Raw genomic sequence first — 26,249 nt, forward strand, 5'->3', positions numbered from 1 at the left:
GGATCGGCCGCAGGTCCCGAAGCGGAGTCCCCCTCAGGTTGTAGGGGTGGTGCCGACTGCACCTCCTGAAGGTGGACGGCCCGTACACCCCGTCTGCGGGTACGACCCTGACGCCGCCCCGATCAGCCCTGGCTCCGCCCACCGGGCCGACCCTGACACCGGGTGCGGCAGACGCGCTGACCTCGGGCCCTGCCCACCCGCGACTCCGGGGACGCGGACTCCGGGGACGCGTCCGGGCCGCCCGTCACTCGTCCGCCGTCAGGACCAGGCCCGAGGTCGGGACGCCGGTGCCCGCTGTCACCAGGGTCCGGGAGGCGCCCGGTATCTGGTTCACCGCTGTGCCGCGCAGCTGGCGTACCGCCTCCGCCATGCCGTTCATTCCGTGCAGATACGCCTCCCCCAGCTGGCCCCCGTGCGTGTTGAGCGGCAGCCGCTCCTCGGCCACGAAGTCCGCCGCCTCCCCCTTCCCGCAGAACCCGAACTCCTCCAGCTGCATCAGCACGAACGGCGTGAAGTGGTCGTACAGGATCCCCACGTCGATGTCGGCCGGCGTCAGACCGGAGCCGCGCCACAGCCGACGGGCGACGGCGGCCATCTCCGGCAGGCCGGTCAGATCGTCCCGGTAGAAGCTGGTCATCTGCTCCTGCGCCCGGCCGGCGCCCTGCGCGGCCGCCGCGATCACCGCCGGGGGATGCGGCAGGTCCCGGGCCCGCTCCACCGAGGTGACGACGATCGCCTGCCCGCCGTCGGTCTCCTGGCAGCAGTCCAGCAGCCGCAGTGGCTCCACGATCCAGCGGGACGCCGCGTGCTCGGCGAGCGTGATCGGGCGGCCGTGGAAGTACGCCGCCGGGTTCGTCGCCGCGTATCTGCGGTCCACCACGGCCACATGCCCGAACGCCTCCGGCGTCAGCCCGTACGCGTGCAGATACCGCTGGGCCGCCATCGCCACCCAGGAGGCCGGGGTGAGCAGCCCGAACGGCAGCACCCAGCCGAGCGCCACGCCCTCCGCCGACGGCTCCCGGTGCTGCACGCCCGCACCGAATCTGCGGCCCGAGCGTTCGTTGAAGGCGCGGTAGCACACCACGACCTCCGCCACGCCCGTCGCCACCGCCAGCGCCGCCTGCATGACGGTCGCGCAGGCCGCACCGCCGCCGTAGTGGACCCGGGAGAAGAAGGACAGCTCGCCCATCCCGCAGGCCTGGGCCACCGTGATCTCCGGGTTGGTGTCCATCGTGAACGTCACCATCCCGTCCACGTCCGCCGGCACCAGCCCCGCGTCGTCCAGCGCGGCCCGCACCGCCTCCACGGCCAGCCGCAGCTCACTGCGCCCGGAGTCCTTGGAGAACTCGGTGGCCCCGATCCCGGCGATCGCGGCCCGCCCGCCCAGGGTGTCGCGGGCCGGTCGGCTCATGGGGCCACCTCCGGTGCCGCGGCCCCCGGGACCGTGACCGTCGCCGTGCCCGTCACATGTCTGCCGAGGGCGTTGGCGCCGACGATCCGTACGGTGACGGTGTCGCCGTCGACCGCCTCGATCCTGCCCGTCAACACCATCGTGTCCCCCGGGTAGTTGGGCGCACCCAGCCTGATCGCGACCTTGCCGAGCACCGCCGTCGGGCCGAAGTGGTCCGTGAGGTACCTGCCGACGAGGCCGTTCGTCGTCAGGATGTTCATGAAGACGTCCGGCGAGCCCTTCTGCCTGGCCAGTTCGGCGTCGTGGTGCACGTCCTGGTAGTCCCGCGAGGCGATCGCCCCCGCCACGATGAGCGTGCGCGTGACTGGGATCTGCAGCGGAGGCAGCTCGGCGCCCGCCGTCAGTGGCCTGGTCGACGCCGTCGTCATGTCTCACTCCCCATTCGCGATCAACTCCCCCAGTTCCTGGAGCACTTCGGCCCCACAGCCCAGATAGGCGTCCAGCTGCCGGCCCCACAGGAAATGCCGGTGCACCGGATGGTCGAGGTCGGCTCCCGCCCCGCCGTGCAGATGCTGGCCGGTGTGCACCACGCGCTGCCCCGCCTCGGAAGCCCACCAGGCAGCCGTCAGCGCATGCGTGGCGTACGGCAGCCCGGCGTCCCGCCGCCAGGCGGCCTCATAGGCGGTCACCCGTATCGCCTCGGTGTCCATGTGGGCGTCGGCGGCCTGGAGCTGGACGGCCTGCCGGGTGGCCAGCGGGCGCCCGAACTGCTCCCTGCTGCCGACGTGCGCCACGGCCCGCGCCAGGGAGCCCGCGCACACCCCGGCCTGGAGCCCGGCGAAGGCCGTACGGGCGGTGGCGAGGACATCGGCGTAGGCTTCCGCGCCGCCCAGCGGCTCGGCCGGTGCCCGGTCCAGGGTGAGGCGGCCCGCCGACCAGGGGGCGGTCAGCTCGACCGGAGTGACCTCGGTGCCCCGGCCGAGCGGGGCCAGCCACAACCGGCGGCCGGCGTCGGCGACCAGGACATGGGTGGCGTCCCGAAGCCAGGGGACGACCGGGACGGTACCGGTCAGCTCGACCGGTGCCGAAGCGGCTGCGGAACCCTGGGCAGCCGGGGCTCGTACGGAATCGTTCGCGACCGAGGCCCGTGCGGAACCCCGGGCGATCGAGGCCCGTGCGGAACCCCGGGCGGCCGAAGACGGTACAGGCCCTGGGGCAGCCGAAGACCGTACAGAACCTGGGGCGGCCGAAGACCGTGAAGACCCCGGGGCGGCCGAGGCGCGTACCGCGCTCTGCGCGGGAAAGGCCCCCGTCAGCACCGCCGAGCCGTCCTCGACCGCCGGGAGCAGCCTTGCCCGTTGCTCGGCGCTGCCGTGTGCGGTCAGGGCCAGCAGGCCGTACACACAGCTCGCCGCAAAGGGCACCTGGGCCGTCGTACGCCCCTGTTCCTCCAGGAGCAGCACCAGGCCGAGCAGGCCCAGGTCGGCCACCGCGCCGACCAGGCCGGCCGCGCACAGGGCCTTCCACAGTCCGGGGTCGCTGCCGCTGCCGGCGGACTTCAGCCGCTCGTGGGTGGAGAGGTCGCCGAAGATCCGCGCGGCCAGGTCACGGGCCTCGGCCTGGGCCTCGGTAGGCGTGAAGTCCATGTCAGCCCTCGCCCTCGACGGCCCGGAAGACCGGCAGGACCAGCGCACCCTCCGCGTCCTCGTAGGTACGGAACTCCACCCGGACCGGCAACCCGATGCGCACCTTGTCGTAGGGCACCCCGGTCACGTTGCTCACCATCCGTACGCCCTCGGTGAGTTCGACGAGGCCGACCGCATAAGGGGGATCGAAGGCGGGGAAGGGCGGGTGGTGCATCACCACGTAGGAGTGGACCGTCCCCTCGCCGATCGCCTCGACCGTGTCCCAGCCCAGGCAGCCGCACGCGTTACAGCCCGGCAGCCAGGGGTGGCGCAGGGTGCCGCAGTCCGTGCAGCGCTGGATGAGGAGCCGGTGCTCGGCCACGCCCTGCCAGAAGCCGGCGTTGTCCCGGTTGACCACCGGGCGGGGGCGGGGGGCCGGGGGTTTCCGGCGGGCCGGGGCGTACTTGAGGATGCGGAAGCGGTGCGTGCCCACGAGGTCGCCATCGGCCCGGACGTCCGTACGCGTCGTGACGAAGTAACCGGTGCCCACCTTCGTCGTCTTGCGGTCGGAGACGGACTCGATCACCGAGTCGAAGGTGACCTGGTCCCCCGGGCGCAGGGGCCGTACGTACTCCTGCTCGCAGTCGGTGGCGACGACGGACGTACAGCCCGACTCGTCGAGCAGGCCGAGCAGTTCGTCGTACGCACCCGTGCGGCCCTCGTGTCCGGACAGGCCGCCCATCGTCCAGACCTGGAGCATGGTGGGCGGGGCGATGGCGTCCGGGCCGGAGTACGCCGGGTTGGTGTCGCCCATCGCCTCGCACCAGTGCCGGATCATCGGCGCGTTCACCGGGTCCTTGCCCACCCCGGCGACGGCGGCCGGCCGCCCCTCGTACGCCTTGAGCCGCGCGCCGAGTGCGTCGGGATCCGCTGCTGCCGGTTGCCCGCCCCCCGGCTCCACACCCTCCGTGCTCACCGCCGCCCCCTCGTCATCCCGAGCCGCATCGTCGCGACGATCTCCCGCTGCACCTCGCTCACCCCGCCCCCGAACGTGTTGATCTGCGCCGCCCTGTTCAGCCGCTCCAGCTCCCCGTCCCCGAAGACTCCCGGGGAGCCGGCGCGGACCAGGCCCGCCTCGCCGGCGATCTCCTGACACATGCGATACGTCGCGACAGTCGATTCCGTTCCCGCGAATTTCACGCCGCTCGCCTCGCCAGGGGCCGGCCGGCCCGCCCCCGCGTCCGCCACCAAACGCCAGCTGAGCAGGCGGTTCGCGGCCAGTCGGGCATGTGCCTCGGCCGCCCGCAGACGCACCCACGGCTCATCGATCCGGCGCCGCAGATTCACTGGATCGGGTGTACGGGCGGCGGCGAGCGCGGCGGCGAGGAAGTCCTCGGCCTGCATGCCGAGGGCGGCGAGCGCGACCCGCTCGTGGTTGAGCTGGCCGGTGATCAGCGACCAGCCCTCGTTCTCGGCGCCGACCAGGTTCCCGGCCGGGACGCGGACCCCGTCGTAGTAGGTGGCCGTCGTCGTCTGCCCGCCCACCGTCTCGATCGGCGTCCAGGAGAAACCCGGAGCGTCGGTCGGGACGAGGAGGATGGAGATGCCCCGGTGCCTGGGCGCCTCCGGGTCGGTGCGGCAGGCGAGCCAGATCCAGTCGGCGTGCTGGGCGCCCGAGGTGAAGATCTTCTGCCCGTCGATCCGCCAGCCGTCCCCCTCGCGCACCGCCCGGGTGCGCAGTGAGGCCAGGTCGGTGCCGGCGGAGGGCTCGGTGTAGCCGATCGCGAAGACGGCCTCCCCGCTGAGGATGCGGGGCAGGAAGCAGGCCTTCTGCTGCTCGCTGCCGTACTTCATGAGGGTGGGGCCCACGGTGTTGAGCGTGACCATGGAGACCGGGGCGCCGGCCCGGTACGCCTCGTCGAAGAACACGAACTGCTCGTCCGCGCCCCGGCCCTGGCCGCCGTACTCGACCGGCCAGCCGAGACCCAGCCAGCCGTCGGCGCCGATGCGGCGCAACAGGGCGCGGTCGTCGGCCGGTTCGCGGCGTTCGGGCAGCAGGTCACGGAAGTAGGCGCGGAGTTCGGCGCGCAGGCGCTGCTGCCGCTGCGTGGGGGCGAGGTGCACGGCGGGGGCCCTCCCGGCCTCGCGTACCTGACAAGGACAGTTTCTGACTGTCCGTCAGATCTGGATGGGTGTCAAGGTCGGCCACCGGCGCCCAGGGTCCGGAAAACACCTGCGCGGCGGCACCGAAGCACCGCCGCGCAGACGCGTTACGACCCCTGAGCACTCCCCTCGAGGCCCCTCAACGGGAGGGACCTCGCCCGGGACTCACCACAGGGGGATGAAGTTGATGGCCACATTCCCGTCGCCCGGCTGGATGGGTGTGAACGCGGAACCGCTGACCTGGGCGGTGTTGCTCTGGTTCGAGGCACCGAAGCCGACCGCGCCCTGCTGCGTGGTGTTGGCGCTCGATCCGTTGTCCGCGATGGCACCGTTGTCGGCGGCCGCGACGCCACCGAAGAGGGCGGCTGCGAGCGGCACCGCGGCGACGGCGGCGAGAACGCGGGCGGTACGGATACTTGCCATGTTGTTCCTCCAGAACCAAGCACTCCGCGGCCCAGCGGCCGGGAGTACATGAAGTACGGCTTGCGTCAGGGCGGTTGGCCGACCGCTCTGACCGTTGTGGACGACGTCGCGAGAGCAGAGTTGCCCACCGAATCCCCGACGAACCGCCCCGGAAGCCGCGATTCGCACACAAGCGTGATGACAAGTCGATAAACCCCTATCGGCATCTTTTGCCATCACAGCCCCCAGGGCGGACCAGAGGTGCGCTTCCATTCCTCTGGTGACACAAGGGGTGAATCGTTCCGTCGCATATCCGGCCAACTTCCCGCCGCCCGGCGCGTCGCGACAGCCCGCCCTTCCCTTTTTCGAACATGAGTACGAACATGGAGCCATGGCCACCACCGACCGGCAGGCCACGACGCTGGCCCTCGCACACGCCCTGTCAGCCGCCGAACGCGGCCTGGCCGTCATCCCCCTGTCCCGGACGAAACTCCCGGCCCTGCGCTCCCCCCACCACGACGACCCCGACCCGGCCGGGCCGCGCTGCCACGGCGACTGCGGCCGCTTCGGCCACGGCGTGTACGACGCCTCGACCGACCCGGTCCGCATCCGCGAGCTGTTCGCCGCCGCGCCCTGGGCCACCGGCTACGGCATCGCCTGCGGGCTGCCGCCGTACCACCTGATCGGCGTCGACCTGGACACCAAGTCCGGCACCGACTCCTCGACCGCGCTGCGCGAGCTGGCCCTGCGCCACCTGTTCACCATCCCGGAGACGGTCGTCGTCCGCACCCCGAGCGGCGGCCGTCACCTGTGGCTCACCGGCCCACCGGACGTCGTCGTACCGAACTCCGCCGGCCGCCTCGCCCCCGGCATCGACATCCGCGGCGCCGGCGGCTACCTCGTGGGCCCCGGCTCCCGCACCGACCACGGCGAGTACACGACCGCGCCCGGCACCGCGCACCTGGCCCCCGCCCCCTGCCCGCCGTCACTGCTGCGCCTGCTCGCGCCACCGCCACGGCCCCCACACCCGGCCCCGGCCGCGCCGGCCCCCGGCGACCACGGCCGCGGCCTGGTCCAGTTCGTCCTCTCCGCACACGAGGGCCAACGCAACACCCGCCTGTTCTGGGCGGCCTGCCGCGCCTACGAGAACGGCATCGGCCCCGCCCTCGCCGACCCCCTGACCGAGGCGGCCCTCAACACCGGCCTCTCCGAGCGCGAGGCCCGGGCGACGATCGCCTCGGCGGCCCGGATGACGGGGCACCGGCCCTGACGACCGGGAGGGCGTCCGGGCACACGAAGGACGTCCGGGCGCACGGAAAGACCTCCGGGCATACGGAAAGACCTCCGGGCATACGGAAGGGGCGCCCCTTTCGGAGCGCCCCTTCCCAACATCCGCGGTGGGTGTGGGATTTGAACCCACGGTGACTCGCGCCACGACGGTTTTCAAGACCGTTCCCTTAGGCCGCTCGGGCAACCCACCTCGCTCTCGCCCACCTGGGGCGGAGCGGGTACAGCGTACCGGGATCGGGCGTCCGGCGGGCGGTGGGTCAGCTGTCGCCGGCTCGGGCGCCCAGGGTCAGGTCCGTCGTGTGCTCCTGGCCGCCCCGCTTGTAGGTGATCGTGACCTTGTCGCCGGGCTTGTGGGTCCAGATCTCGCCGATCAGGGTCGGGCCGCTGTCGATCACCATGTCGTCCAGCTTGGTGATGACATCACCCGGCTTGAGGCCCGCCTTGTCCGCCGGGCCGCCCGACTCGACCGCGGCGGAGCCGCCCGCGCCCTGGTCGGTGATCTTCGCACCGCCGGTGGAGTCCTCCAGCGAGACGGAGGCGCCGATCTTGGCGTACACCGGCTTGCCGGTCTTGATCAGCTGCTGGGCGACGTACTTGGCCTGGTTGATCGGGATGGCGAAACCCAGGCCGATCGAGCCGGACTGGCCGGAGCCGAAGCCTCCGCTGCTGCTCGACTGGATCGCCGAATTGATGCCGATGACCGCGCCGGCGGCGTCCAGCAGCGGGCCGCCGGAGTTGCCCGGGTTGATCGACGCGTCGGTCTGCAGCGCGCTCATGTACGACGCCTTGCTGGTAGAACTGCCGTCGCTGGAGGCCACCGGGCGGTTCTTGGCGCTGATGATGCCGGTCGTCACGGTGTTGGACAGGCCGAAGGGGGCGCCGATGGCGATCGTCTCGTCGCCGACGGCCACCTTGTCGGAGTCGCCGAGGGCGAGCGGCTTGAGGTCCGACGGGGGGTTCTTGAGCTTGATGACCGCCACGTCGTAGCCCTGGGCATGGCCGACGACCTCGGCGTCGTACTTCCTGCCGTTCGGGAAGGTGGCCGTCAGCTTGCCGCCGTCGAGCGCGTCCGCCACCACGTGGTTGTTGGTGACTATGTGGCCCTGCTTGTCGAAGACGAAGCCGGTGCCCGTGCCACCCTGGCCGTTGGTGCCCTCGGCCTCGATGGTGACCGTGCTCGGCAGCGCCTTGGCGGCCACGTTGGCGATCGTGCCGGGCGCGCGCTTGACCTGGGAGGCGCTGCTCTCGGAGGCGGAGACGGTGGTGGAGCCGCTGCTGTCGCTGTCCTTGGCCAGGGTGTAGCCGAGGCCGCCGCCCAGGCCGCCCGCGACCAGAGCGGCCACCAGGACCGCGGCGACGAGCCCGCCACGTCCGTTGCGCGGCTTGGGGGCGGGCTGCTGGTACGACGCTCCCCAGCCGGCGGCACCGGCGTCGCCGTAGGACGCGGTGTCGCCGTACGGCGGGGTGGACGGCGGCGGAGGCGGCCAGGAGCCGTCAGGGGCCGGGCCGGAGGCGGCGGGGGCGGAGGGGGCCTGGCCCGGCTGTGGCTCGGCGGCGGCCGGAGCGTCCTGGGGCAGCGGCGGCAGGGGAGCCGTCGGTGCGTTCCCCTCGGGCGCCAGGCCCTGGGGGGAACCGGGAGAGGCCACCGGCACGGGAGGTGCGGACGGGGCCGGGGGTACCTCGTTGCCCTCGTTCTCGGTGCTCACAGCTCTTCTCCTCGGTCCACGGCTGTAGTTCTCGGTCGCACTCGGTCACGCTCGGCAGCTGTGCATGGTGCTGGGCCAGTCTTCACTGTTCCGTTTGTATGCGGTCAGCTTTTCCCACGGGCCGTCAGAGCACCATAAGCGGTGGCTGTGGGTCCGGGGGGCTCTCTTTATATGGGATCTTTCCGGAAAAACTTGCACAAGCATTTACATAACCGAGCAAGGCAGACGCCACTCGTTCACCGCACGGTCCGCGTATGCTTCGCCCGCATCGTTTGTCGCACGGACGCGCCCGCGCCGCCACGCGTACCCCACGACGATGACACCATGACGCGGTGACCCACGCACCACACCGCTCCATCCAGGTCGTCGCCCACCGAGGCGCCTCCGAAGACGCGCCCGAGCACACCCTGGCCGCCTACAAGAAGGCGATCGAGGACGGCGCCGACGCCCTCGAATGCGACGTACGGCTGACCGCCGACGGCCACCTGGTCTGCGTCCACGACCGGCGGGTGAACCGCACCTCCAATGGCCGCGGCGCCGTCTCCGCGCTGGAACTGGCCGATCTGGCCGCCCTCGACTTCGGCTCCTGGAAGACGCGCGAGGCCTGGCGCGGGCGGGACGAGGAGCCCGACTGGGTGTCCCGGCCGGAGGACCCGGCGGACACCTCCGTGCTCACCCTGGAGCGGCTGCTGGGGCTGGTCGCGGACGCCGGGCGGAGGGTGGAGCTGGCCATCGAGACCAAGCACCCCACGCGCTGGGCGGGCCAGGTCGAGGAGCGGCTGCTGGCGTTGCTGAAGCGGTTCGGTCTGGACGCGCCGGCCTCCGCCGCCGAGTCCCCGGTGCGGATCATGAGCTTCTCGGCGCGCTCGCTGCATCGCGTGCGTGCCGCCGCGCCGACACTGCCGACGGTCTACCTGGTGCAGTTCCTCACACCCCGGCTGCGGGACGGGCGGCTGCCCGCGGGCGTGCGGATCGCGGGGCCCTCGATCCGCATCGTGCGCAACAATCCCGCCTACGTGGAACGGCTGAAACGTGCCGGCCACCAGGTGCATGTGTGGACCGTGAACGAGCCCGAGGACGTCGATCTCTGCGTGGAGCTGGGCATCGACGCCATCATCACCAACCGGCCGGGCGCGGTCCTGCGTCAGCTGGGGCGTGTGTGACCTCAAGAGGCCGGTAAAAGGCTGCGCACATCCCTTGACCCGGCTGTGCGCCTGCTGAATCCTCCACTCTCGGCCACACCATTGAAATCCAGCCATACGACGACCAGAGGTAAAGGCCTTCATCACAGGGAGTGCTCCGGCGCGTTCGCTCCGTGCAGGGCCGTTGCGAATGCGTCACCGGAAGGGGATTGGCCGGTTTCCGGTACAGGCCAATGGGGCATCCACACCGTGGCGTGGGGCAAAGGAGGTCTCGGGGGTGGCGTTGGTGGTGGCACAGGAGGTGCCCACGTCGTCGAGCATGGCCGTACCCCATGGCCCTGCGGGCGTGGGGAAGGCGAGGCACCGGATGCGTTCGCAGTTGCGCAGCGGCGGTGTGTCCGAATCGGTCATCGACGATGCCGTACTGATCCTTTCCGAATTGTTGAGCAACGCCTGCAAACACGGGCGGCCGCTGGGTGACGCGCTGGCCGGTGACGGTGACGTGCGTGCCGCGTGGCGGGTGGACGCCCGGGGCCGGCTGATCGTCGAGGTGACGGACGGCGGTGGTCCGACCCGCCCGGCGCCGGCCACCCCCTCGGTGACCGCGCACGGCGGCCGAGGGCTCAACATCATCACCGCCCTCGCGGACGACTGGGGCGTCCGGGACGACGTCCACGGCGAGGTGACGGTCTGGGTGGTGGTCCACGAGGACGTCCACGATCCCGATGCCGACTGCCACCGGCACGGTTTCGCTACGCGCGTCACATCCCCCGCCCTCCCCGACATGTCCGACCTGGACTTCACGGACGCGTTCGACGACCTGGCCTGACGGGCTGGGACGAGGACCGGGTAGACAGCCACGAGTTCCAACCGTGGCTCATGGGGACGAGGACTTGCCCCGACGGACACCATCGAGCACCCCCGAGGCGGACGCGAACCCGGCACGCCCGACGCCGACGAAGCTCCAGGCCCACCGGCCCCGACGAAAACCCGGACCGACCGACGCGCCCAAGGCTCCAGGCCCACCAACCCCGACAGGAACCCGGACCCACCGACGCACTCGAAGACCCGGCCCCAGCGACGCGCCCAAAGCCCCGAACCAATCGACACGGACGAACACCCGGCCCGACCGACGCGCCCAAGACCCCGGCCCAATAGGCCCCGCACGCACCCGCAATGCGCTCGGAAGTTGTCCACAGGTTCACACAGTCGGCGTTGAGCGGGCGTGCGTTGTCCACAGGTTCCCGCCGGTCACGGCCTGAACGGCTAGGCTCCCGCCCGTACGAGAAGAGCCGTAACCGGGAGACACCCAGATGGCCAAGAAGCGACCCCAGACGAAGGCCGAGCGGCCGCAGTTCAGCGATGCAGAGGTCCCGGTTGTCGGCGCCCGCGAGCCCTGCCCCTGCGGCAGCGGCCGGCGCTACAAGGCATGCCACGGCCGGGCCGCGGCGCACGCGACGACCGAGCTGGTGCAGCGCCCGTTCGAGGGCCTGCCCGGCGAGTGCGACTGGGTGGCGCTGCGCGAGCTGGTGCCGGCCGCGACGGTCGAGCTGACCCTCAAGGACGGCCTGCCCGAGGGCGTCCCGTCGGTCACGCTCGCCACGGTGCTGCCCATGGCCTGGCCCGCGCTGCGCCGCGACGACGGCTCGGTCCTGCTCGGCCTGCAGAACGACACGTCGTCCGGCGACCTCAGCCGCGACCTCGCCGACACCCTCCAGCGCGCCCTCCAGGCCGACCCCGGCACCCCGGTGCAGGGCCGCCGCGCCCCGGCCGGCGGTCCGCGGCTGCAGGACCTGCTCGACCTCCAGGCGCCGTTCGAGCCGGTCGTGCAGAGCGGCTTCGAGTTCTGGGTGCCGGACGCGGAGAACGCCACCCCGGAGGTGACCGCCTCCCTGGAGCGGGCCAACGCCGCCGCCATCCCGACGGCGAGACTGGCCGGCGTGGACGCGGCGTACTGGTGCGAGACCCCGGAGAAGAACCACCTGCGCTGGGTGATGCCGCATCCGGAGGAGCGGCTTCTGGACGCTCTCGCGCGGCTGCACGCGGCGGGCCGCTCGAACCTCGGCGAGGGCACCCGGCTCGTGGGCTCCTTCCGTGCTCACGGCCTCACCGTGCCGGTCTGGGACCTGCCGAGCGGGGTCACGGCGGACGACGTGGAGAAGCCGGCCACCGAGTTCGCCGAGCGCCTCGCCGCGGCCCTGGCCGTGACCGAACCGCTCACGGCGGAGGAGCGCCGCGCGCGTGGCGGACTGACCAACCGGCAGGTCACGCTCAGCTGACGCCCCCGCGCGTGTGACTCGACTGAACGGTCGGTAAGGCGGGACCGCGATCCCCGAATCGGGTGACTCCTGTCACAACTCCCCCTGGTGACAGGGAAATCGGTGGCCGAATGACCCGGACGGAATTTGCGAACGGCCGATCTCTTGTTACCGTTCCAGTAGCCCGGTTGCTGGTGCATCCCCCGTCGCCAGCAACCGGGTCTTTCCATGTCCGCGTACGGCGTACCGCGCGGCGCGGAGCGTCAACTCCCCTTAATGGCACCGGAGTTGCCGACAGAGGCCGCCGAGTCGCTGCCCGAACGCAGCAGCAGCGCGCCGTCGACCCCGGTCCTGGCGAACTCCATGACGGCCGAGTAGGCGTCCATTCCGCCCTTGCTGCGCTCCCGGGGCGTCTCGCAGGTGGCGGGCTCGTTGTCGTCGCTCGTGACACAGCGCATCTGCACACTGCGGCCGCCCGGTCCCATCAGGCTCAGCACGGAGTCGAGCTGCTCGCCGGTGGTGTTGCGGTAGTAGGTGCGGGCCCAGGTGTCGGCGCCCTGGGTCAGCACACAGGTCTGTGCCTCGAGGCCGTCGGGCGAGGTGAGCTTCGGGCCGCACCGCGTGGCGGTGTCCAGTCCTAGCCCGAGCAGCCCGGGTGACCCGCCGGGCGAGAGAATCTTGGCGTCCCCCGACCCGGCGCCACCCCCGGCCCCGGCGGCACCCCGGCGACCACCGGCGGCACCCTTGCTCCCGTCGGCCCCGCCGCTTCCCGAGGGACGCCCCGAGGGCCGTACCGGGTGCCCCGGTCTCTCGGCCGCCACATGCCGGGCCGCCTCACGCACCTGCTCCGCGGACGCCACGGCCAGCGGCAGCACGACCGCGGCCGTCACCACGCCGATGAGCGCGAACAGCCACACCATTCGGGGGTCACGGCGGCGCACACCCGCCGACCGGGCACCTGCCGACCGCGCACCCGCCGGACGCACCGGCGCCTGCTGAACCGCCGCCGATCGCGCCGCGTGTCGCGGTGATCGGCGAGCGTGTCCCCCCAAGGACCTCCCGGAGAACCGACGGCCAAGTCCCCCCGGACCGAATCGACGGCCGTGTCCCCCAGTATTTCGCACCATGTGCGGAAGATAACGAGCAAGCGGCGCCGACCCGCCCCGCCCGCGCCGACATCGCTACAACTCGGGCGCGCTCACACCCGTACGAGTGAGGGCGTCGACCACGGCGTCGACGACGGCTTCCACGTCGGGCACCCAGGGTGCGGCCGAGCCGGGCAGCGGGGCGCGCTCCCAGCGGACCTCGCCCCGGCCGGTCTCGGACGGGGGCAGGGCGGTATAGCCGCCCTCGCCGTGGAAGCGCAGGGAGCCGGGGACGAAGTCCTTGGCATAGAGCAGTTCGCCCAGCTGCTCCATGGAGTACGGCTTGACCAGCAGCGCCCAGCGGGTGGGCGAGGCGATCACCGGGCCGAGGCGCATGCCCCGCCGGTCGAGCAGGGCGAGGGCGCGGGAGGCGGCGAGCGCCGGCAGGCTGACCGCGCAGGGCGCCCTGCCCCCGGTGGCCAGGATGATCGGCGCGCTCGGGCGGTTGGTCCACCACCAGCGCACCATGCGCGCGTCGGTCGTGGCCGCGAGCAGGCCGGGATCGAAGGGGTGCGCACCGGGCACCGTGCACTCCGGGTCGGGGCAGGCGCAGCGGGCCCGCCCCTGCGGGTCCGGGGCCACGCCCGGGAGTACGGGCCACTGCCACTCGGTCGCGAAGGTCAGGGCCGCGCTGATCAGCTCAGGCCTCTCGTCGTTCCGCCTGGGCCTCCCGTCGTTCCGCCTGGACAGGAGCCTGCGTCGCCTTCCGAGGATCTCGCGCATGAGCGCTCGTTCCTTTCCGTTGCACCGCTGGCAACACCGTGGTCCACATCACACCATGTGTCGATCACTTCACTGTGCGTACCTGTTGGCGCATCACACCCCTGCGTACGGCAGGGGGAACCCCAGGGGGTCGAGCATGGGCCGCGTCCGCGTCCATAGTGCGTCTGACAAAAGCACGGGTGCGGCGCGGGGGTGGCGAAGTATGGCGTTTTGCCGTCGCGCGTGTTTCTCTCCGCCTCCGCCAGGGAGGATGGGGCTCGGCCGTCGGTGGCTATGACGCCCGGGTCCGTCGCCAGGTTCCGGGTGGCCCCGAACCACCCCTGGCCTTCTCCGAGTACGTACCCATCACGACCGCTGTGACGCTCCGTGGAGCAAGGCCAGTCGACCGCAATGGACCGATACCTGGTGCAGTTTTCAGCCAACTTGGCGGTATGGCAAGGGGTTAAGGCAGAAACCTCGCCCGACCCATGGACACCAGGAATCCCCGCAGGACAATGCTGGACATCCCCTCACGAGTGCGTGTACATGTGGAGACACTGCTAGCGGCGCAGAATGACATGGGGGTTTGCGATGCTTTTCAGCAATACGCACCGGTCTGAAGGCCGGACGCCATGAACGCCCCGCACCCTCCGAAAGTGGCTGGAATCGATCCAACGGTTTCGACGCCCGCACACACTGTCGCGCCCACTCCCCCCGCCGCCGGCGCCGGTCCCTCCCCGGACACCGCTCCCGTCCCCGCCCCGCACACCCCCGCGCCCGGCGCCCTCCTCCAGGACCGGCTGGCCGGCTGGGTCTCGGACCTCACGACCCTCCACGAACTCACCGAGCGCCTGTCCCGCACGGACGCACTCGATTCCGCCCTGCACGAGCTGCTGCGCGCCGGAGCCGCCCTCGTCGGCGCCCGCCGCGGCATGGTCGCCCTGGAGCCCGGCGACGGACTCGGCCCCCGCACCACCCTCGGCCTCGGCCTCGGCCGCGCCGACCTCGGCCACATCGAGACGGTCCCGCGCGGCGCGCTGCCGTACGACACCGGCATGACCGCCGAGATCGTCCACCCCGATCTGCTCGCCGAGGACGGCCTCGACCCCCGGCACCGCGAGGTCGCCGCGCGCCTCGGCTACGCCGCCAGCTACGCCCTGCCCCTCGCCTCCGAGTCCGCCGGCCGCCTCGGCGCCGCCGTCTGGCTCTATGACGAACCGGCCGAGCCGCACGAGCGGCAGCGCCACCTCGCCGGCCTCTACGTCCGGCACGCCACCGAGCACCTCGCCCGGCTGGTGGAGGTGGAACGCACCCGCGCGCGCGTGGCGACCATCACCGAGGAACTGCTGCCCAGCCGGCTGCCCCGCGTGCCCGGCGTCCAGCTCGCCGCCCGGCACCGCACCGGCCCGCGCGGCGGCGGCGACTGGTACGACGCGCTGCCGCTGCCGGATGCCGCGCTCGGTCTCTCCGTCGGCTCGGTCACCGGCTCCGGCCCGAGCGCCGTGGCCGCGATGGGCCGGCTGCGGGCCTCCCTGCGCGCCTACGCCGTGATGGAGGGCGAGGACCCGGTCGCCGTCCTGTCCGACCTGGAGCTGCTGCTGCGGCTGACCGAGCCCGCCCGCTCGGCCACCGCGCTGTTCGCCTACTGCGAGCCCGCCCTGCGCAAGATCACCCTGGCCGGTGCCGGGCACAGCCCGCCGCTGCTGATCGGCGGGCGGCGCACCGAGTTCGCCGAGACGTCCGTCTCCGCGCCGCTCGGCATGCTGGCCTGCTGGGAGGCGCCCAGCGTGGAGATCCAGGCGCAGGCCGGGGAGACGGTCCTGCTCTACACCGACGGGCTGCTGCACCGTACCGGCGACCCCGTGGACCGCGCCTTCGCCCGGCTGCACGCGGCCGCCGCGAGCATTCCGCGCGCGCTGCGCCACGACCCCGGAGCCGTCGCCGACCACGTCCTGCGCACCGTCCTGCCGGACGGCCGGGACACGGCCGACAGCGAGGAGGACGTCGTACTGCTGGCGGCGCGTTTCGACTGAGCCACCGCCCCCAGGGGCTGGCATGACCGGGCATAACAGGTCATCCGACCCCGGTCCGCCCACGGTACGACCGTACGATGATGGAGGCCCCCGCTCGGCCACAAGCAGGAGCGCGCGGGCCCCGGGGGAGATCACATGGCGTATCGAGGAGGATCACGTGTCCGACGAGCTCAACCCGGCTGTGCCCGACTCTGCTACCGCAGAGGGCCCGGAGACCGAGTCCGAGGAGCCCATCAAGCAGCGGAAGAACGGCCTGTACCCGGGCGTCTCCGACGAGCTGGCCGAGAACATGAAGTCCGGCTGGGCCGACACGGAGCTGCGTGACCTGGAGCCGATCCCGCAGGCCGCCGAGACCGCGCGCCGCCGCGCCGCGCTCTCCGCCCGCTTCCCGGGCGACCGCCTCGTCATCCCCGCGGGCAACCTGAAGACCCGCTCGAACGACACCGAGTACGCCTTCCGCTCCTCCGTCGAGTACGCCTACCTCACCGGCAACCAGACCGAGGACGGCGTACTGGTCCTGGAGCCCAACGGCGACGGCCACGACGCGACGATCTACCTCCTGCCCCGCTCCGACCGTGAGAACGGCGAGTTCTGGCTCTCCGGCCACGGCGAGCTGTGGGTCGGCCGCCGCCACTCCCTCACCGAGTCCGAGGCGCTGTACGGCATCCCGGCCGCCGACGTGCGCGAGCTGGCCGACAAGCTCCGCGAGGCCACCGGCCCGGTCCGGGTGGTGCGTGGCTACGACGCCGGCATCGAGGCGGCCCTGACCGACAAGGTCACCGCCGAGCGCGACGAGGAGCTGCGCGTCTTCCTCTCCGAGGCCCGGCTGATCAAGGACGAGTTCGAGATCGGCGAGCTGCAGAAGGCCGTCGACTCCACCGTGCGCGGCTTCGAGGACGTGGTGAAGGTCCTGGACAAGGCCGAGGCCACGTCCGAGCGCTACATCGAGGGCACGTTCTTCCTCCGTGCGCGCGTGGAGGGCAACGACGTCGGCTACGGCTCCATCTGCGCGGCCGGCCCGCACGCCTGCACGCTGCACTGGGTCCGCAACGACGGCCCGGTCCGCTCCGGCGACCTGCTCCTGCTGGACGCGGGCGTGGAGACGCACACGCTGTACACCGCCGACGTCACGCGCACGCTGCCGATCAACGGCACGTACACCGAGATCCAGAAGAAGATCTACGACGCCGTGTACGAGGCCCAGGAGGCCGGTATCGCGGCCGTGCAGCCGGGCGCCAAGTACCGCGACTTCCACGACGCCGCCCAGCGCGTGCTCGCCGAGAAGCTCGTCGAGTGGGGCCTGGTCGAGGGCCCGGTCGAGCGCGTCCTGGAGCTGGGCCTGCAGCGCCGCTGGACGCTGCACGGCACGGGTCACATGCTCGGCATGGACGTCCACGACTGCGCTGCCGCGCGGACCGAGACCTACGTGGAGGGTGTCCTGGAGCCGGGCATGGTGCTCACCGTCGAGCCGGGGCTCTACTTCCAGGCCGACGACCTGACCGTGCCGGAGGAGTACCGGGGGATCGGGGTCCGGATCGAGGACGACATCCTGGTGACGCAGGACGGCAACAGCAACCTTTCGGCCGGCCTGCCGCGCCGCTCTGACGAGGTCGAGGCGTGGATGGCCTCGCTGAAGGGCTGATCTGCGTTTGAATGGCCGGGTACCGGGGGGTGCCCGGCCATTCGCGTGCCTAGGGGGAAGGTTCTCGTGAACGACTTCTGGTCCGGTGTGGGTGTGGATCTGCATCTCGAACCCGACGCGGCGGACGGGCGCCGTATCGGGCTCGAACGGGCCCTGCGGGACGCCGTGCGGGACGGGCGGCTCGCCCCCGGGACACGGTTGCCGGCCACCCGGCGGCTCGCGGTCGAGCTCGGTATCTCGCGCGGCACCGCCAAGGCCGCCTACGACCAGCTCGTCGCCGAGGGGTATCTGACGGCGCGCCAGGGCTCGGGCACCCGGGTCGCCGAGCTGCCGAGCGTCGAGTCGGCGGAAGCCGGAACGGCGACACGCACGCGTGCCCCGCGTTTCGATCTGCGCCCCGGCAGCCCCGACGTCGGCGCGTTTCCGGCGGCGGCCTGGCTGCGGGCGCTGCGCCGGGCGATAGCGACGGCGCCCTCGCTGGCGTACGACTACGGCGACCCGCGGGGCCGGATCGAGCTGCGCACGGCGCTGTCCGGGTATCTGGGCCGGGCACGCGGGGTGCTCGCGCCGCCGGAGCGCATCGTCATCACCTCCGGGTACGTCCAGGGACTCGCGCTGCTCACGCGCGTGCTGGACGGCGCCACCGTCGCCATGGAGGACCCGGGGCTGCCGTTCCACCGGGACGTGGTGCGGCGCAATGGCGGAACGGTCCTGCCGGTGCCCGTCGACGCGCGCGGGGTGCACGCCGGGCACCTGGGCGAGGCCGCCGCCGTGGTCGTCACCCCGGCGCACCAGTACCCGACCGGTGTGACCCTGCACCCGGAGCGGCGGCGGGCGCTGGGCGACTGGGCACGCGCGCGTGGCGGCCTGATCGTCGAGGACGACTACGACGGGGAGTTCCGCTACGACCGCCAGCCGGTGGGCGCGTTGCAGGGCATGGCGCCCGGCCAGGTGGTGTACCTCGGCACGGCCTCCAAGACGCTCGGCCCGGCGCTGCGGCTCGGCTGGATGGTGCTGCCGCCGCACCTGGTCGACGCGGTGGCCGACGCCAAGCTGCACAGCGACCACCACACCGAGACCATCGGCCAGTTGGCGCTGGCGGAGCTGATCGACAGCCATGCCTACGACCGGCACGTACGCGCGTGCCGGCTGCGCTACCGGCGCCGCCGGGACCTGCTGCTGGACCGACTGGGGGCGGGCCGGAGCGTGCGCGGGATCGCGGCGGGGCTGCACGCGCTGATCGACGTGCCCGACGAGGCGGAGGTGCTGGCCCGCGCGGAGGCGGAGGGCCTCGCCCTCGGCGCCCTCGGCGACCACTGGCACACCCCCGGCCCCGGCCGCCCCCAGGGCCTGGTCGTCGGCTACGGCACGCCCCGCGAGCGGGCGTATCCGGAGGCGCTGGAGGTGCTGGCGAAGGTGCTGGAGACGGGCGGCCGCTGAGCGGCACGGGCCCCCGCGGGCGGCCGTACCGGCGCTCACGGTAGGCCCGTTGAGCCGCGGCGACGACACCGCCGCCGCGTCCGGCGGTCCTAGACGGCCAGCAACGGCGCGTCCTCCCGCCACTTGAGGATCTTGTCGAAGCTGACCACCGTGCCGCCCCGGCCCGGCTTGGCGCCGATGTGGACGTGGTCGGCGAGTTCCCGGATGAGACACAGCCCGCGGCCGTGCTCGGCGTCCGCGCGGGCGGCTCTGACCTCCTGGACGCGGGAGAACCCCGGTCCGGAATCGGCCACCTCGATACGGCACTTCTCGCCGTCGAGGTACGCGGTCACCCGGTACGCCTCCGAGGAGCCGCCGTGCGGGGTGCTCCCGCCGTGCTCGACGGCGTTCGCGCAGGCCTCGGTGAGGGCGACGGACAGGTCGTAGGAGATGTCGGGGTCCACGCCCGCCGTCTCCATGGTGCCGATCAGCAGCCGCCGGGCGAGCGGCACGCTCGCAGCCTCGCGCCGCAGATGGAGTGACCACCAGATGCTCATGCTCCAGCCTCCTGGCCGCGGCTCGACATACCGATACCTATTGCCGCCCGTAGGGGGGCGTAAGCACTCCATTGACGTGACACCGCCCATACAGCCGATGCGCCGAGGGAGGAATCGGTGTATGAGGGGCGATCCCCCGGACCGGTCGTAGAACACCCCACCCCCCTGCCGTACGCCGCTCGCGCCGCCCGGTCACACACGGCTACGACAGCCCCGGCCCGGCACCCCTCCACAGTCCCGCCCCCGCCCACCTGCGCAGCCCCTGCCGTAGGCCCCCGATAAGCGCAATGGGATGATGAGGCCGCCATGACTGCCCCCCACCCGCGCACGGCGTGTCGTCCCGGAGCCGGGCTCCGGATCCTGCGGGCCGCGGTGTTCGCCGCGGTCTGCGTCGTGCTGGCCGCGTGCGGGCACGCGCTCGCCTCCTGTGCGAGCGTGCCGCTGTGGACGCTGGGCGCGGGCTTCCTCGGCTGTCTGCTGCTCGTGGTGCCGCTCGCCGGGCGGGCCCGCTCGCTGCCGGGCATCGCCGCGCTCCTCGCACTCGGCCAGACCGCCCTGCACACGCTGTTCGGGCTGGGCCAGCACGGGGCGGCCATGGCTTCCGGCGCTATGGCCTCCGGCGGCATGGCGACGGCGGCACCGGGTGCGCGGGGCTCCTCGCTCAGCGACACCGCGCTGGTCGAGCAGGCCGCACGGTTCCTGTGCGGGTCGACCCCGACGGCCCTCACCCCGGGGCGCGCCTACCACCTCCTGCTCGCCGCCCACCTCATCGACCGTTCGGGCCGGCCCGCGGCCGTCATGGGCGGCATGCGCCCCGCGTACGACGCCACCGGCTCCTCCGCCGCACTGCTGCCCTCCCTGCCGATGCTGCTCGGCCACGTCCTCGCGGCCGTCGCCGCCGGCTGGCTGCTGCGCCGCGGTGATCTGGCGCTGCTGCGGCTGATCGAGCTGTCGGCGCACGGAGTCGCGGAGGGGGCGCTCGTACGGTCCCTGCGCGCGGCACTCGCGCTCGCGCACGCCCTGTGCGCCGGTCTGCTGCCCGCCGCCGAGCCCGGCCCGCGCGGCCCTCGTACCGCCCGGGACGAGGCACCCACCCCGCACACCACCGCACTCCAGCACACGGTGATCCGGCGCGGCCCGCCCGCCGCCGGCTTCCTCCTCGCCGCCTGACGCGACGCGCGCACCACTCCACCTGTTCACCGGAGAGGCCGCCGCCGCCGCGCGGCACGCGCGCGTGCGCACACCCCCCGAGTGGTGCCCTCACGCGCACGCGTACCTCTCTTCGCCACCGGAACTCTCAGAGTGGAGTGCTCCTGCCATGCAGGCTTCCCGTATCGCCTCTCGTCGCGCCGTCTCCCGCCTCGCCGCCGCCGGCGCCGTCGCGGGCACGGCCGTACTGGCCCTGTCCGTCCCCGCCTTCGCGCACGTCAGCGTGCAGCCGGAGGGCCCCGCGGCCAAGGGCGGCTTCGCCGTCGTCGACTTCAAGGTCCCCAACGAGCGTGACAACGCCTCGACCACCAAGGTCGAGGTCAGCCTCCCCGCCGACCACCCGCTCGCCTCGGTCATGCCCGAGGCCGTCCCCGGCTGGACCGCGAAGGTCACCAAGTCCAAGCTGGACAAGCCGCTGACCATGCACGGCGAGAAGATCGACGAGGCCGTCACCAAGGTCACCTGGACCGCCGCCGACGGCAAGGGCATCCAGCCCGGCTACTTCCAGAAGTTCCCGCTCTCCCTCGGCGCCCTGCCCGAGAACACCGACCAGCTGGTGTTCAAGGCGCTCCAGACGTACTCCGACAACGAGGTCGTGCGCTGGATCGAGGTGCCGCAGGCCGGCCAGGACGAGCCGGAGAACCCGGCGCCGGTGCTGCAGCTGTCCGGCGCGGCCGACGACCACGGCTCGGCGAACGCCAAGGACGCCTCCGACAAGACCGAGGACGCGGCCGCGGCCGCCGCCCCGAACTCCGGCTCCCAGGACACCGACACCACCGCACGCGTGCTCGCCGTGGTCGGCATCGCCGTCGGCATCGCGGGCGTCGCCTACGGCGTCCTCGCCGGCCGCCGCCGGACCGCCTGAGCCCCACCGCTTCCGGACCGCGCACGGGGGCCGTGCGGCGCGTGCGACGCTGTCGTGGCTGTCGTAAGCCGTCGTACGACCCCGGTGCGCACCGGAGTACTCACATCTGGGACATTTTTCTATGCGCAAGAAGACGTTCGCCGCGGCCGCGCTGCTCGCCGCCGCCACCCTGACCCTGTCCGCCTGCGGCAGCGGGAACGACGGCAAGTCGCCGGTCGCCGTGGTCTCGGAGGAGTCCGGCTCGGGCAAGGCCGCCACCGTCCTCGACCAGCCCTTCGAGAAGCCGGACCTCGTCCTCACCGACACGCACGGCAAGAAGTACGACCTCCGCAAGGAGACCCAGGGCCATCCGACCCTGGTCTACTTCGGCTACACCCACTGCCCCGACATCTGCCCGACGACCATGAGCAACATCGCCGTCGCCAAGAAGGCGCTGCCCAAGGCCGAGCAGGACGACCTCCGGGTCGTGTTCGTCACCACCGACCCCGGCCGCGACACCCCGGCCGAGCTGGGCAAGTGGCTCAAGGGCATCGACCCCCAGTTCATCGGCCTGACCGGGGACTTCGCCACCATCCAGGCCGGTGCCCGCTCCGTCGGCATCTCCGTCGAGCCGACGACGAAGGACAAGAACGGCAAGCTCGTCTCCGTCCACGGCACCCAGGTCATCGCCTTCTCCCCGAAGACGAACGGCGGTTATGTCCTCTACGGCGAGAACGCCACGGTCGACGACTACACCAAGGACCTGCCCAAGCTCGTCAAGGGGGCGAACCCGTGAGGCACCGCCCCGCCGTCATGACCGCCGCCGCGCTCGCCGGTGCACTGGCCCTCGCGGGCTGCGGCTCCTCCGGCTCCGGTTCGACCGGCTCCGGCTCCTCGAAGGCCGACCTTTCGGTGAGCGCGTCCTACATGCCCCAGCCGGTCTCCGCCGACATGGCCGCCGGATTCCTGACGATCACCAACAAGGGCGGTACAAAGGACGAGCTGACCTCGGTCAGCAGCGATCTGACCGGCCAGGTCACCATGCACAGCACCATGGGCGGCGCCATGCGGGAGCAGAACTCCTTCGCCATACCCGCCCACGGTCAACTCGTGTTCAAAAGCGGCGGCAACCATCTGATGTTCGAGAAGCTGAAGCGCAGGCCGAAGCAGGGCCAGACGGTCACCGTGAAGCTCACCTTCGCCAAGTCCGGGCCCCTCACCGTCGAGATGCCGGTGAAGTCCGCCACGTACAACCCGTCGACCGGCCACTGAGGGAGGGACCACCACCGTGACGCCGACCATCACCCCCAAGGGACAGCGCGCCGCCCTGCGCATCCTGGTGACGCTGTTCCTCGCCGTCACCGGCGCGCTGCTCGCGGGTGCCGGACCGGCCTCCGCGCACGCGGCGCTGACCGGCAGCGACCCCGCGCAGGGGGTGGTGGTCAAGCAGGCGCCCAGCCAGGTGGCGCTCACCTTCTCCGAGAAGGTGGCGATGAACGACGACTCCCTGCGCGTCCTCGACCCCCGGGGCAAGCCTGTCCAGACCGGCAAGCCCGCCAACCTGAGCGGGACGACGTACGCCGTGCGGCTCAAGAGCGGCCTGGGCAAGGGCACCTACACGGTCACCTACCAGGTCGTCTCGGCCGACAGCCACCCCGTCTCCGGCGCCTACACCTTCTCCATCGGGGCGCCCTCGCAGACCGTCGTCTCCGGTACCGGGCCGGTCGCGGGCGGCGGCACCGTGGGCGGGCTCTACGCGTTCGGGCGGTACGCGTCGTACGCCGGCTTCATCGTGCTGGCGGGCGGCGCGGCCTTCGTCCTCGCCTGCTGGGAGCGCGGCGCGGGTGTACGGGCCGTACAGCGGCTGGTCGTCGGCGGCTGGCTCACGCTCACCGCGGCGACCCTGTGGCTGCTGCTCCTGCGCGGCTCGTACACCACGTCCGGCAAGGTCGCCGACATCTTCGACCTCGGTCTGCTCGGCCAGGTGCTGCAGACCAAGACCGGCGCGGCCCTGGTCTCCCGGCTGCTGCTGCTAGCCGCCGCCGCGCTGTTCATCGCCGTCCTCTTCGGCGCCTACACCAAACGCGCGGATGGCCAGGAGAAGCGCGATCTGACCTTCGGGCTCGCGATCGGCGGGGTGGTCGTCGCGTCGGGTCTCGCGAGCAGCTGGGCCATGGCCGAGCATGCCTCCGTCGGGCTCCAGCCGGGCATCGCCATGCCCGTCGACGTCCTCCACCTGCTCGCCGTCGCCGCCTGGCTGGGCGGGCTCACCGCCCTGCTGGTCGCCCTGTACCGGGCGCCCGCCGAGACCCCGGTGGAGGCCGCCGCCGTGCGCCGCTTCTCCCGCGTGGCCTTCGGCTCCGTCGTCACGCTCGTCGCGACCGGCACCTACCAGTCCTGGCGCCAGCTGGGCTCCTGGTCGGCGTTCACCGACACCCGGTACGGACAGCTGCTGCTGGTCAAGATCGGGCTGGTGGCGCTGCTGGTCGGCATCGCCTCGGTGTCACGGCGGTGGACGGGGCGGCTCGGCGACAGCGCCGACACGGTCGCCGCCGAGGACGCCAAGAACGCCAAAAGCGCCGAGGACGTCAAGGACGCGGTCACGGTGGCCGTCGCCGGGAAGGCCGGCAAGGGGCGGGGCGCGTCCGGTGCGGCCGAGAAGTCCGCCGGCGAGGACAAGGGCGCCGGTGACTCCCAGCGCGCCGCCCAGCTCGCCCGGCAGCGGGCCGCCATGGACACCGCCCGGCAGAAGCGGCTGCGGGACGGTGACGCGAACCGCTTCGGGCTGCGCCGCTCGGTGCTCGCAGAGGCGGGCGTCGCGGTCGTACTGCTCGCCGTCACCACCTGGCTGACCCAGACCGAGCCGGGCCGCACCGAGCTGGACGCCAAGGCCGCGGGCTCCTCCTCGGCCTCGGCCACGGCGCCCTCGAACGGCGCGCTGACCCTGGACATGCCCTTCGACACGGGCGGCACCGACGGCAAGGGCGTCATCAGCATCGACCTCGACCCCGCGCGCGTGGGCGGCAACGAGATGCATGTGTACGTCCAGCGGCCCAACGGCCGGGCCTTCGACGTCCCCGAGGTGAAGGTCTCCTTCACCCTGGAGGCGAAGAAGATCGGCCCGCTTCCCGTGACCCCCGACCACATCACGACCGGCCACTGGTCGGCGAACGGAGTGCAGATCCCCATGGCCGGCGACTGGAAGATCGCCGTCACCGTGCGGACCTCCGACATCGACCAGGCGACCGTCTCCAAGAACGCGCAGATCGGCTGAACGACACCATGCCCAAGCAGTCCGTCCCTCAGGCCCGTGCCTCCGCCGAGGTTCCGGGAGAGCCCGATACCGCGGGCGGCCACGGCATCTCCCGGCGCGCGCTGCTCGGCACCGCCGGCGCCACCGGGCTCGTGCTCGGCGCGGCCGGCGGAGCCGTGGGCTATGCCGCCGCACCCGCCGAGCCCACGCCGCTGACCTCGGTGGGCTCCGATCAGGCGATGTTTCACGGGAAACATCAGTCCGGCATCACCGAGGGGCTCCAGGCCCGCGGCCATCTCGTCGCCTTCGATCTGGCGGCGGGCACGGGCCGCAAGGAGGCGGCGGCCCTGTTGCGCCGCTGGTCGACGACGGCCGAACGGCTGATGGCGGGCGAGGCCGCACCGCACGACGACACCGATGTGGCCCGCGACGCCGGCCCCTCCTCGCTGACGATCACTTTCGGCTTCGGGCACGGCTTCTTCGGCAGGACCGGCCTGGAGAAGCAGCGTCCGAGCGCGCTGGACCCGCTGCCGGACTTCTCCTCCGACCATCTCGACAAGGCGCGCAGCGACGGCGACCTGTGGGTGCAGATCGGCGCGAACGACGCCCTGGTCGCCTTCCACGCCCTGCGCGCGATCCAGAAGGACGCCGGCGGCGCGGCCCGGCTGCGCTGGCAGATGAACGGCTTCAACCGCAGCCCGGGCGCCACCGCACACCCCATGACGGCCCGCAATCTCATGGGCCAGCTGGACGGCACCGGCAATCCCAAGCCGGCCAACTCCGACTTCGACCAGCGGATCTTCGTGCCGGCCACGGGCGAGCCGGCCTGGATGGCGAACGGCTCCTACGCCGTCGTCCGCCGCATCCGCATGCTCCTGGACGACTGGGAGAAGCTGTCGGTGACGGCTCAGGAGGCGGTCATCGGGCGCCGGAAGTCGAACGGCGCACCGCTGTCCGGAGGCGGCGAGACGACCCCGATGGACCTGGAGAAGACCGACGCCAAGGGCGAGTACGTCATCCCGCTCAACGCGCACGCCCGGATCACCCGGCCCGACAAGAACGGCGGCGCGGCCATGTTGCGGCGCCCCTTCTCCTACCACGACGGCTTCGATGCCGACGGCGCGCCCGACGCCGGTCTGCTCTTCGTCTGCTGGCAGGCGGACCCGCTGCGCGGCTTCGTACCGGTGCAGCGCAAGCTCGACCGCGGCGACGCGCTGTCGCAGTTCATCCGGCACGAGGCGAGCGGGCTGTTCGCAGTGCCGGGCGGGGCGGCGAAGGGCGAGTACGTGGGGCAGCGGCTGCTGGAGGGGTAGTCCGGAGTGCGCCGGGGCCGGAGCGGGACGGGGTTACGGGGTTTACCGGATCAACTGGGCTTTCCGGGTTCAAACCACCCGGTCGAGTGGCTGTCGTGAGACAACGGCCCCCGGGCGGCGTGCGGCCATTAGGGT

General features: G+C 72.4%; 23 protein-coding genes and 1 tRNA gene. 13 read left to right on the forward strand and 11 right to left on the reverse strand.

Annotated features, from left to right (window positions below; genetic code table 11):
* Positions 1–244: 244 nt before the first annotated feature.
* From ACWC0C_RS18610 to ACWC0C_RS18635, 6 genes are all read right to left on the reverse strand, one after another.
* Positions 245–1,411: a lipid-transfer protein gene (locus ACWC0C_RS18610; protein ID WP_449195102.1), complete on the reverse strand. Its 1,167-nt coding sequence runs from the start codon at positions 1,409–1,411 to the stop codon at positions 245–247.
* Complete coding sequence (locus ACWC0C_RS18615) at positions 1,408–1,839, reverse strand: MaoC family dehydratase (RefSeq protein ID WP_450864884.1); 432 nt, start codon at positions 1,837–1,839, stop codon at positions 1,408–1,410. Before ACWC0C_RS18615 ends, ACWC0C_RS18610 begins: the two co-directional genes overlap by 4 nt.
* Positions 1,840–1,842: 3 nt before the next feature.
* The gene (locus ACWC0C_RS18620) at positions 1,843–3,057 is read right to left on the reverse strand and encodes an acyl-CoA dehydrogenase family protein (RefSeq protein ID WP_450864885.1); all 1,215 of its coding nucleotides are present in this window, start codon (positions 3,055–3,057) and stop codon (positions 1,843–1,845) included.
* 1 nt (position 3,058) lies between these two features.
* Positions 3,059–4,012, reverse strand: a complete 954-nt coding sequence (locus ACWC0C_RS18625) for a bifunctional MaoC family dehydratase N-terminal/OB-fold nucleic acid binding domain-containing protein (RefSeq protein ID WP_450864886.1) — start codon at positions 4,010–4,012, stop codon at positions 3,059–3,061.
* Positions 4,009–5,160: an acyl-CoA dehydrogenase family protein gene (locus ACWC0C_RS18630; RefSeq protein ID WP_449195098.1), complete on the reverse strand. Its 1,152-nt coding sequence runs from the start codon at positions 5,158–5,160 to the stop codon at positions 4,009–4,011. Before ACWC0C_RS18630 ends, ACWC0C_RS18625 begins: the two co-directional genes overlap by 4 nt.
* A gap of 204 nt (positions 5,161–5,364) precedes the next feature.
* Entirely contained in the window at positions 5,365–5,622 is a 258-nt protein-coding gene (locus tag ACWC0C_RS18635) for a hypothetical protein (RefSeq protein ID WP_449195097.1), read from the reverse strand.
* A gap of 370 nt (positions 5,623–5,992) precedes the next feature.
* Here ACWC0C_RS18635 and ACWC0C_RS18640 point away from each other — a divergent pair, with 370 nt between their 5' ends.
* Entirely contained in the window at positions 5,993–6,871 is an 879-nt protein-coding gene (locus ACWC0C_RS18640) for a bifunctional DNA primase/polymerase (protein ID WP_450864887.1), read from the forward strand.
* A gap of 125 nt (positions 6,872–6,996) precedes the next feature.
* Here ACWC0C_RS18640 and ACWC0C_RS18645 read toward each other — a convergent pair.
* A tRNA-Ser gene (locus tag ACWC0C_RS18645) sits at positions 6,997–7,081 on the reverse strand.
* Positions 7,082–7,148: 67 nt separating this feature from the next.
* Complete coding sequence (locus ACWC0C_RS18650; protein WP_450864888.1) at positions 7,149–8,597, reverse strand: S1C family serine protease; 1,449 nt, start codon at positions 8,595–8,597, stop codon at positions 7,149–7,151.
* 332 nt (positions 8,598–8,929) lie between these two features.
* Between ACWC0C_RS18650 and ACWC0C_RS18655 the strand changes: the two genes are divergently transcribed.
* The 3 genes from ACWC0C_RS18655 to ACWC0C_RS18665 all read left to right on the forward strand — a co-directional run bounded on the left by ACWC0C_RS18655 (position 8,930) and on the right by ACWC0C_RS18665 (position 12,018).
* The gene (locus ACWC0C_RS18655) at positions 8,930–9,760 is read left to right on the forward strand and encodes a glycerophosphodiester phosphodiesterase (RefSeq protein WP_449195094.1); all 831 of its coding nucleotides are present in this window, start codon (positions 8,930–8,932) and stop codon (positions 9,758–9,760) included.
* A 169-nt stretch (positions 9,761–9,929) separates the two neighbouring features.
* The gene (locus ACWC0C_RS18660; RefSeq protein ID WP_449195093.1) at positions 9,930–10,568 is read left to right on the forward strand and encodes an ATP-binding protein; all 639 of its coding nucleotides are present in this window, start codon (positions 9,930–9,932) and stop codon (positions 10,566–10,568) included.
* A gap of 484 nt (positions 10,569–11,052) precedes the next feature.
* Positions 11,053–12,018: a DUF5926 family protein gene (locus tag ACWC0C_RS18665; RefSeq protein ID WP_450864889.1), complete on the forward strand. Its 966-nt coding sequence runs from the start codon at positions 11,053–11,055 to the stop codon at positions 12,016–12,018.
* Between the two features lie 242 nt (positions 12,019–12,260).
* Here ACWC0C_RS18665 and ACWC0C_RS18670 read toward each other — a convergent pair whose 3' ends face one another.
* Complete coding sequence (locus ACWC0C_RS18670; protein WP_450864890.1) at positions 12,261–12,917, reverse strand: hypothetical protein; 657 nt, start codon at positions 12,915–12,917, stop codon at positions 12,261–12,263.
* A 261-nt stretch (positions 12,918–13,178) separates the two neighbouring features.
* Entirely contained in the window at positions 13,179–13,865 is a 687-nt protein-coding gene (locus ACWC0C_RS18675) for a bifunctional DNA primase/polymerase (protein WP_450864891.1), read from the reverse strand.
* Between the two features lie 611 nt (positions 13,866–14,476).
* Here ACWC0C_RS18675 and ACWC0C_RS18680 point away from each other — a divergent pair.
* From ACWC0C_RS18680 to pdxR, 3 genes are all read left to right on the forward strand, one after another.
* Complete coding sequence (locus ACWC0C_RS18680; protein WP_449195089.1) at positions 14,477–15,877, forward strand: SpoIIE family protein phosphatase; 1,401 nt, start codon at positions 14,477–14,479, stop codon at positions 15,875–15,877.
* Between the two features lie 157 nt (positions 15,878–16,034).
* Complete coding sequence (locus ACWC0C_RS18685) at positions 16,035–17,519, forward strand: aminopeptidase P family protein (RefSeq protein WP_450864892.1); 1,485 nt, start codon at positions 16,035–16,037, stop codon at positions 17,517–17,519.
* A 66-nt stretch (positions 17,520–17,585) separates the two neighbouring features.
* Positions 17,586–18,959, forward strand: a complete 1,374-nt coding sequence (pdxR, locus tag ACWC0C_RS18690) for a MocR-like pyridoxine biosynthesis transcription factor PdxR (RefSeq protein WP_449195087.1) — start codon at positions 17,586–17,588, stop codon at positions 18,957–18,959.
* Between the two features lie 89 nt (positions 18,960–19,048).
* Here pdxR and ACWC0C_RS18695 read toward each other — a convergent pair whose 3' ends face one another.
* Positions 19,049–19,495 carry an ATP-binding protein gene (locus ACWC0C_RS18695; protein ID WP_449195086.1) on the reverse strand — a complete coding sequence of 149 codons (447 nt, stop codon included), beginning with the start codon at positions 19,493–19,495 and terminating at the stop codon, positions 19,049–19,051.
* Between the two features lie 306 nt (positions 19,496–19,801).
* Between ACWC0C_RS18695 and ACWC0C_RS18700 the strand changes: the two genes are divergently transcribed.
* The 6 genes from ACWC0C_RS18700 to efeB all read left to right on the forward strand — a co-directional run bounded on the left by ACWC0C_RS18700 (position 19,802) and on the right by efeB (position 26,114).
* Positions 19,802–20,665 (forward strand): hypothetical protein, encoded by an 864-nt coding sequence (locus ACWC0C_RS18700; protein ID WP_450864893.1) that lies wholly within the window; start codon positions 19,802–19,804, stop codon positions 20,663–20,665.
* 148 nt (positions 20,666–20,813) lie between these two features.
* Positions 20,814–21,569: a YcnI family copper-binding membrane protein gene (locus ACWC0C_RS18705; protein ID WP_449195084.1), complete on the forward strand. Its 756-nt coding sequence runs from the start codon at positions 20,814–20,816 to the stop codon at positions 21,567–21,569.
* Positions 21,570–21,690: 121 nt separating this feature from the next.
* Positions 21,691–22,344 carry an SCO family protein gene (locus ACWC0C_RS18710; protein WP_449195083.1) on the forward strand — a complete coding sequence of 218 codons (654 nt, stop codon included), beginning with the start codon at positions 21,691–21,693 and terminating at the stop codon, positions 22,342–22,344.
* Positions 22,341–22,820: a copper chaperone PCu(A)C gene (locus tag ACWC0C_RS18715; RefSeq protein ID WP_450864894.1), complete on the forward strand. Its 480-nt coding sequence runs from the start codon at positions 22,341–22,343 to the stop codon at positions 22,818–22,820. The genes ACWC0C_RS18710 and ACWC0C_RS18715 overlap by 4 nt, the downstream gene beginning before the upstream one ends.
* A gap of 16 nt (positions 22,821–22,836) precedes the next feature.
* Positions 22,837–24,822, forward strand: a complete 1,986-nt coding sequence (locus ACWC0C_RS18720; protein ID WP_450864895.1) for a copper resistance CopC/CopD family protein — start codon at positions 22,837–22,839, stop codon at positions 24,820–24,822.
* An 8-nt stretch (positions 24,823–24,830) separates the two neighbouring features.
* The gene (gene efeB, locus ACWC0C_RS18725) at positions 24,831–26,114 is read left to right on the forward strand and encodes an iron uptake transporter deferrochelatase/peroxidase subunit (protein WP_450864896.1); all 1,284 of its coding nucleotides are present in this window, start codon (positions 24,831–24,833) and stop codon (positions 26,112–26,114) included.
* The last annotated feature ends 135 nt before the right edge of the window (positions 26,115–26,249 follow it).

Source organism: Streptomyces sp. NPDC001709, assembly GCF_053596375.1.

Bases quoted from the DNA above. Each gene is read 5' to 3' on its own strand.
- ACWC0C_RS18620 (WP_450864885.1), bottom strand. From the start codon at position 3,057: ATGGACTTCACGCCTACCGAGGCCCAGGCCGAGGCCCGTGACCTGGCC.
- ACWC0C_RS18675 (WP_450864891.1), bottom strand. From the start codon at position 13,865: ATGCGCGAGATCCTCGGAAGGCGACGCAGGCTCCTGTCCAGGCGGAAC.
- ACWC0C_RS18660 (WP_449195093.1), top strand. From the start codon at position 9,930: ATGCGTCACCGGAAGGGGATTGGCCGGTTTCCGGTACAGGCCAATGGG.
- ACWC0C_RS18640 (WP_450864887.1), top strand. From the start codon at position 5,993: ATGGCCACCACCGACCGGCAGGCCACGACGCTGGCCCTCGCACACGCC.
- ACWC0C_RS18670 (WP_450864890.1), bottom strand. From the start codon at position 12,917: ATGGTGTGGCTGTTCGCGCTCATCGGCGTGGTGACGGCCGCGGTCGTG.
- ACWC0C_RS18710 (WP_449195083.1), top strand. From the start codon at position 21,691: ATGCGCAAGAAGACGTTCGCCGCGGCCGCGCTGCTCGCCGCCGCCACC.
- ACWC0C_RS18695 (WP_449195086.1), bottom strand. From the start codon at position 19,495: ATGAGCATCTGGTGGTCACTCCATCTGCGGCGCGAGGCTGCGAGCGTG.
- efeB (WP_450864896.1), top strand. From the start codon at position 24,831: ATGCCCAAGCAGTCCGTCCCTCAGGCCCGTGCCTCCGCCGAGGTTCCG.
- ACWC0C_RS18665 (WP_450864889.1), top strand. From the start codon at position 11,053: ATGGCCAAGAAGCGACCCCAGACGAAGGCCGAGCGGCCGCAGTTCAGC.
- ACWC0C_RS18615 (WP_450864884.1), bottom strand. From the start codon at position 1,839: ATGACGACGGCGTCGACCAGGCCACTGACGGCGGGCGCCGAGCTGCCT.
- ACWC0C_RS18705 (WP_449195084.1), top strand. From the start codon at position 20,814: ATGCAGGCTTCCCGTATCGCCTCTCGTCGCGCCGTCTCCCGCCTCGCC.
- ACWC0C_RS18680 (WP_449195089.1), top strand. From the start codon at position 14,477: ATGAACGCCCCGCACCCTCCGAAAGTGGCTGGAATCGATCCAACGGTT.
- ACWC0C_RS18700 (WP_450864893.1), top strand. From the start codon at position 19,802: ATGACTGCCCCCCACCCGCGCACGGCGTGTCGTCCCGGAGCCGGGCTC.
- ACWC0C_RS18635 (WP_449195097.1), bottom strand. From the start codon at position 5,622: ATGGCAAGTATCCGTACCGCCCGCGTTCTCGCCGCCGTCGCCGCGGTG.
- ACWC0C_RS18610 (WP_449195102.1), bottom strand. From the start codon at position 1,411: ATGAGCCGACCGGCCCGCGACACCCTGGGCGGGCGGGCCGCGATCGCC.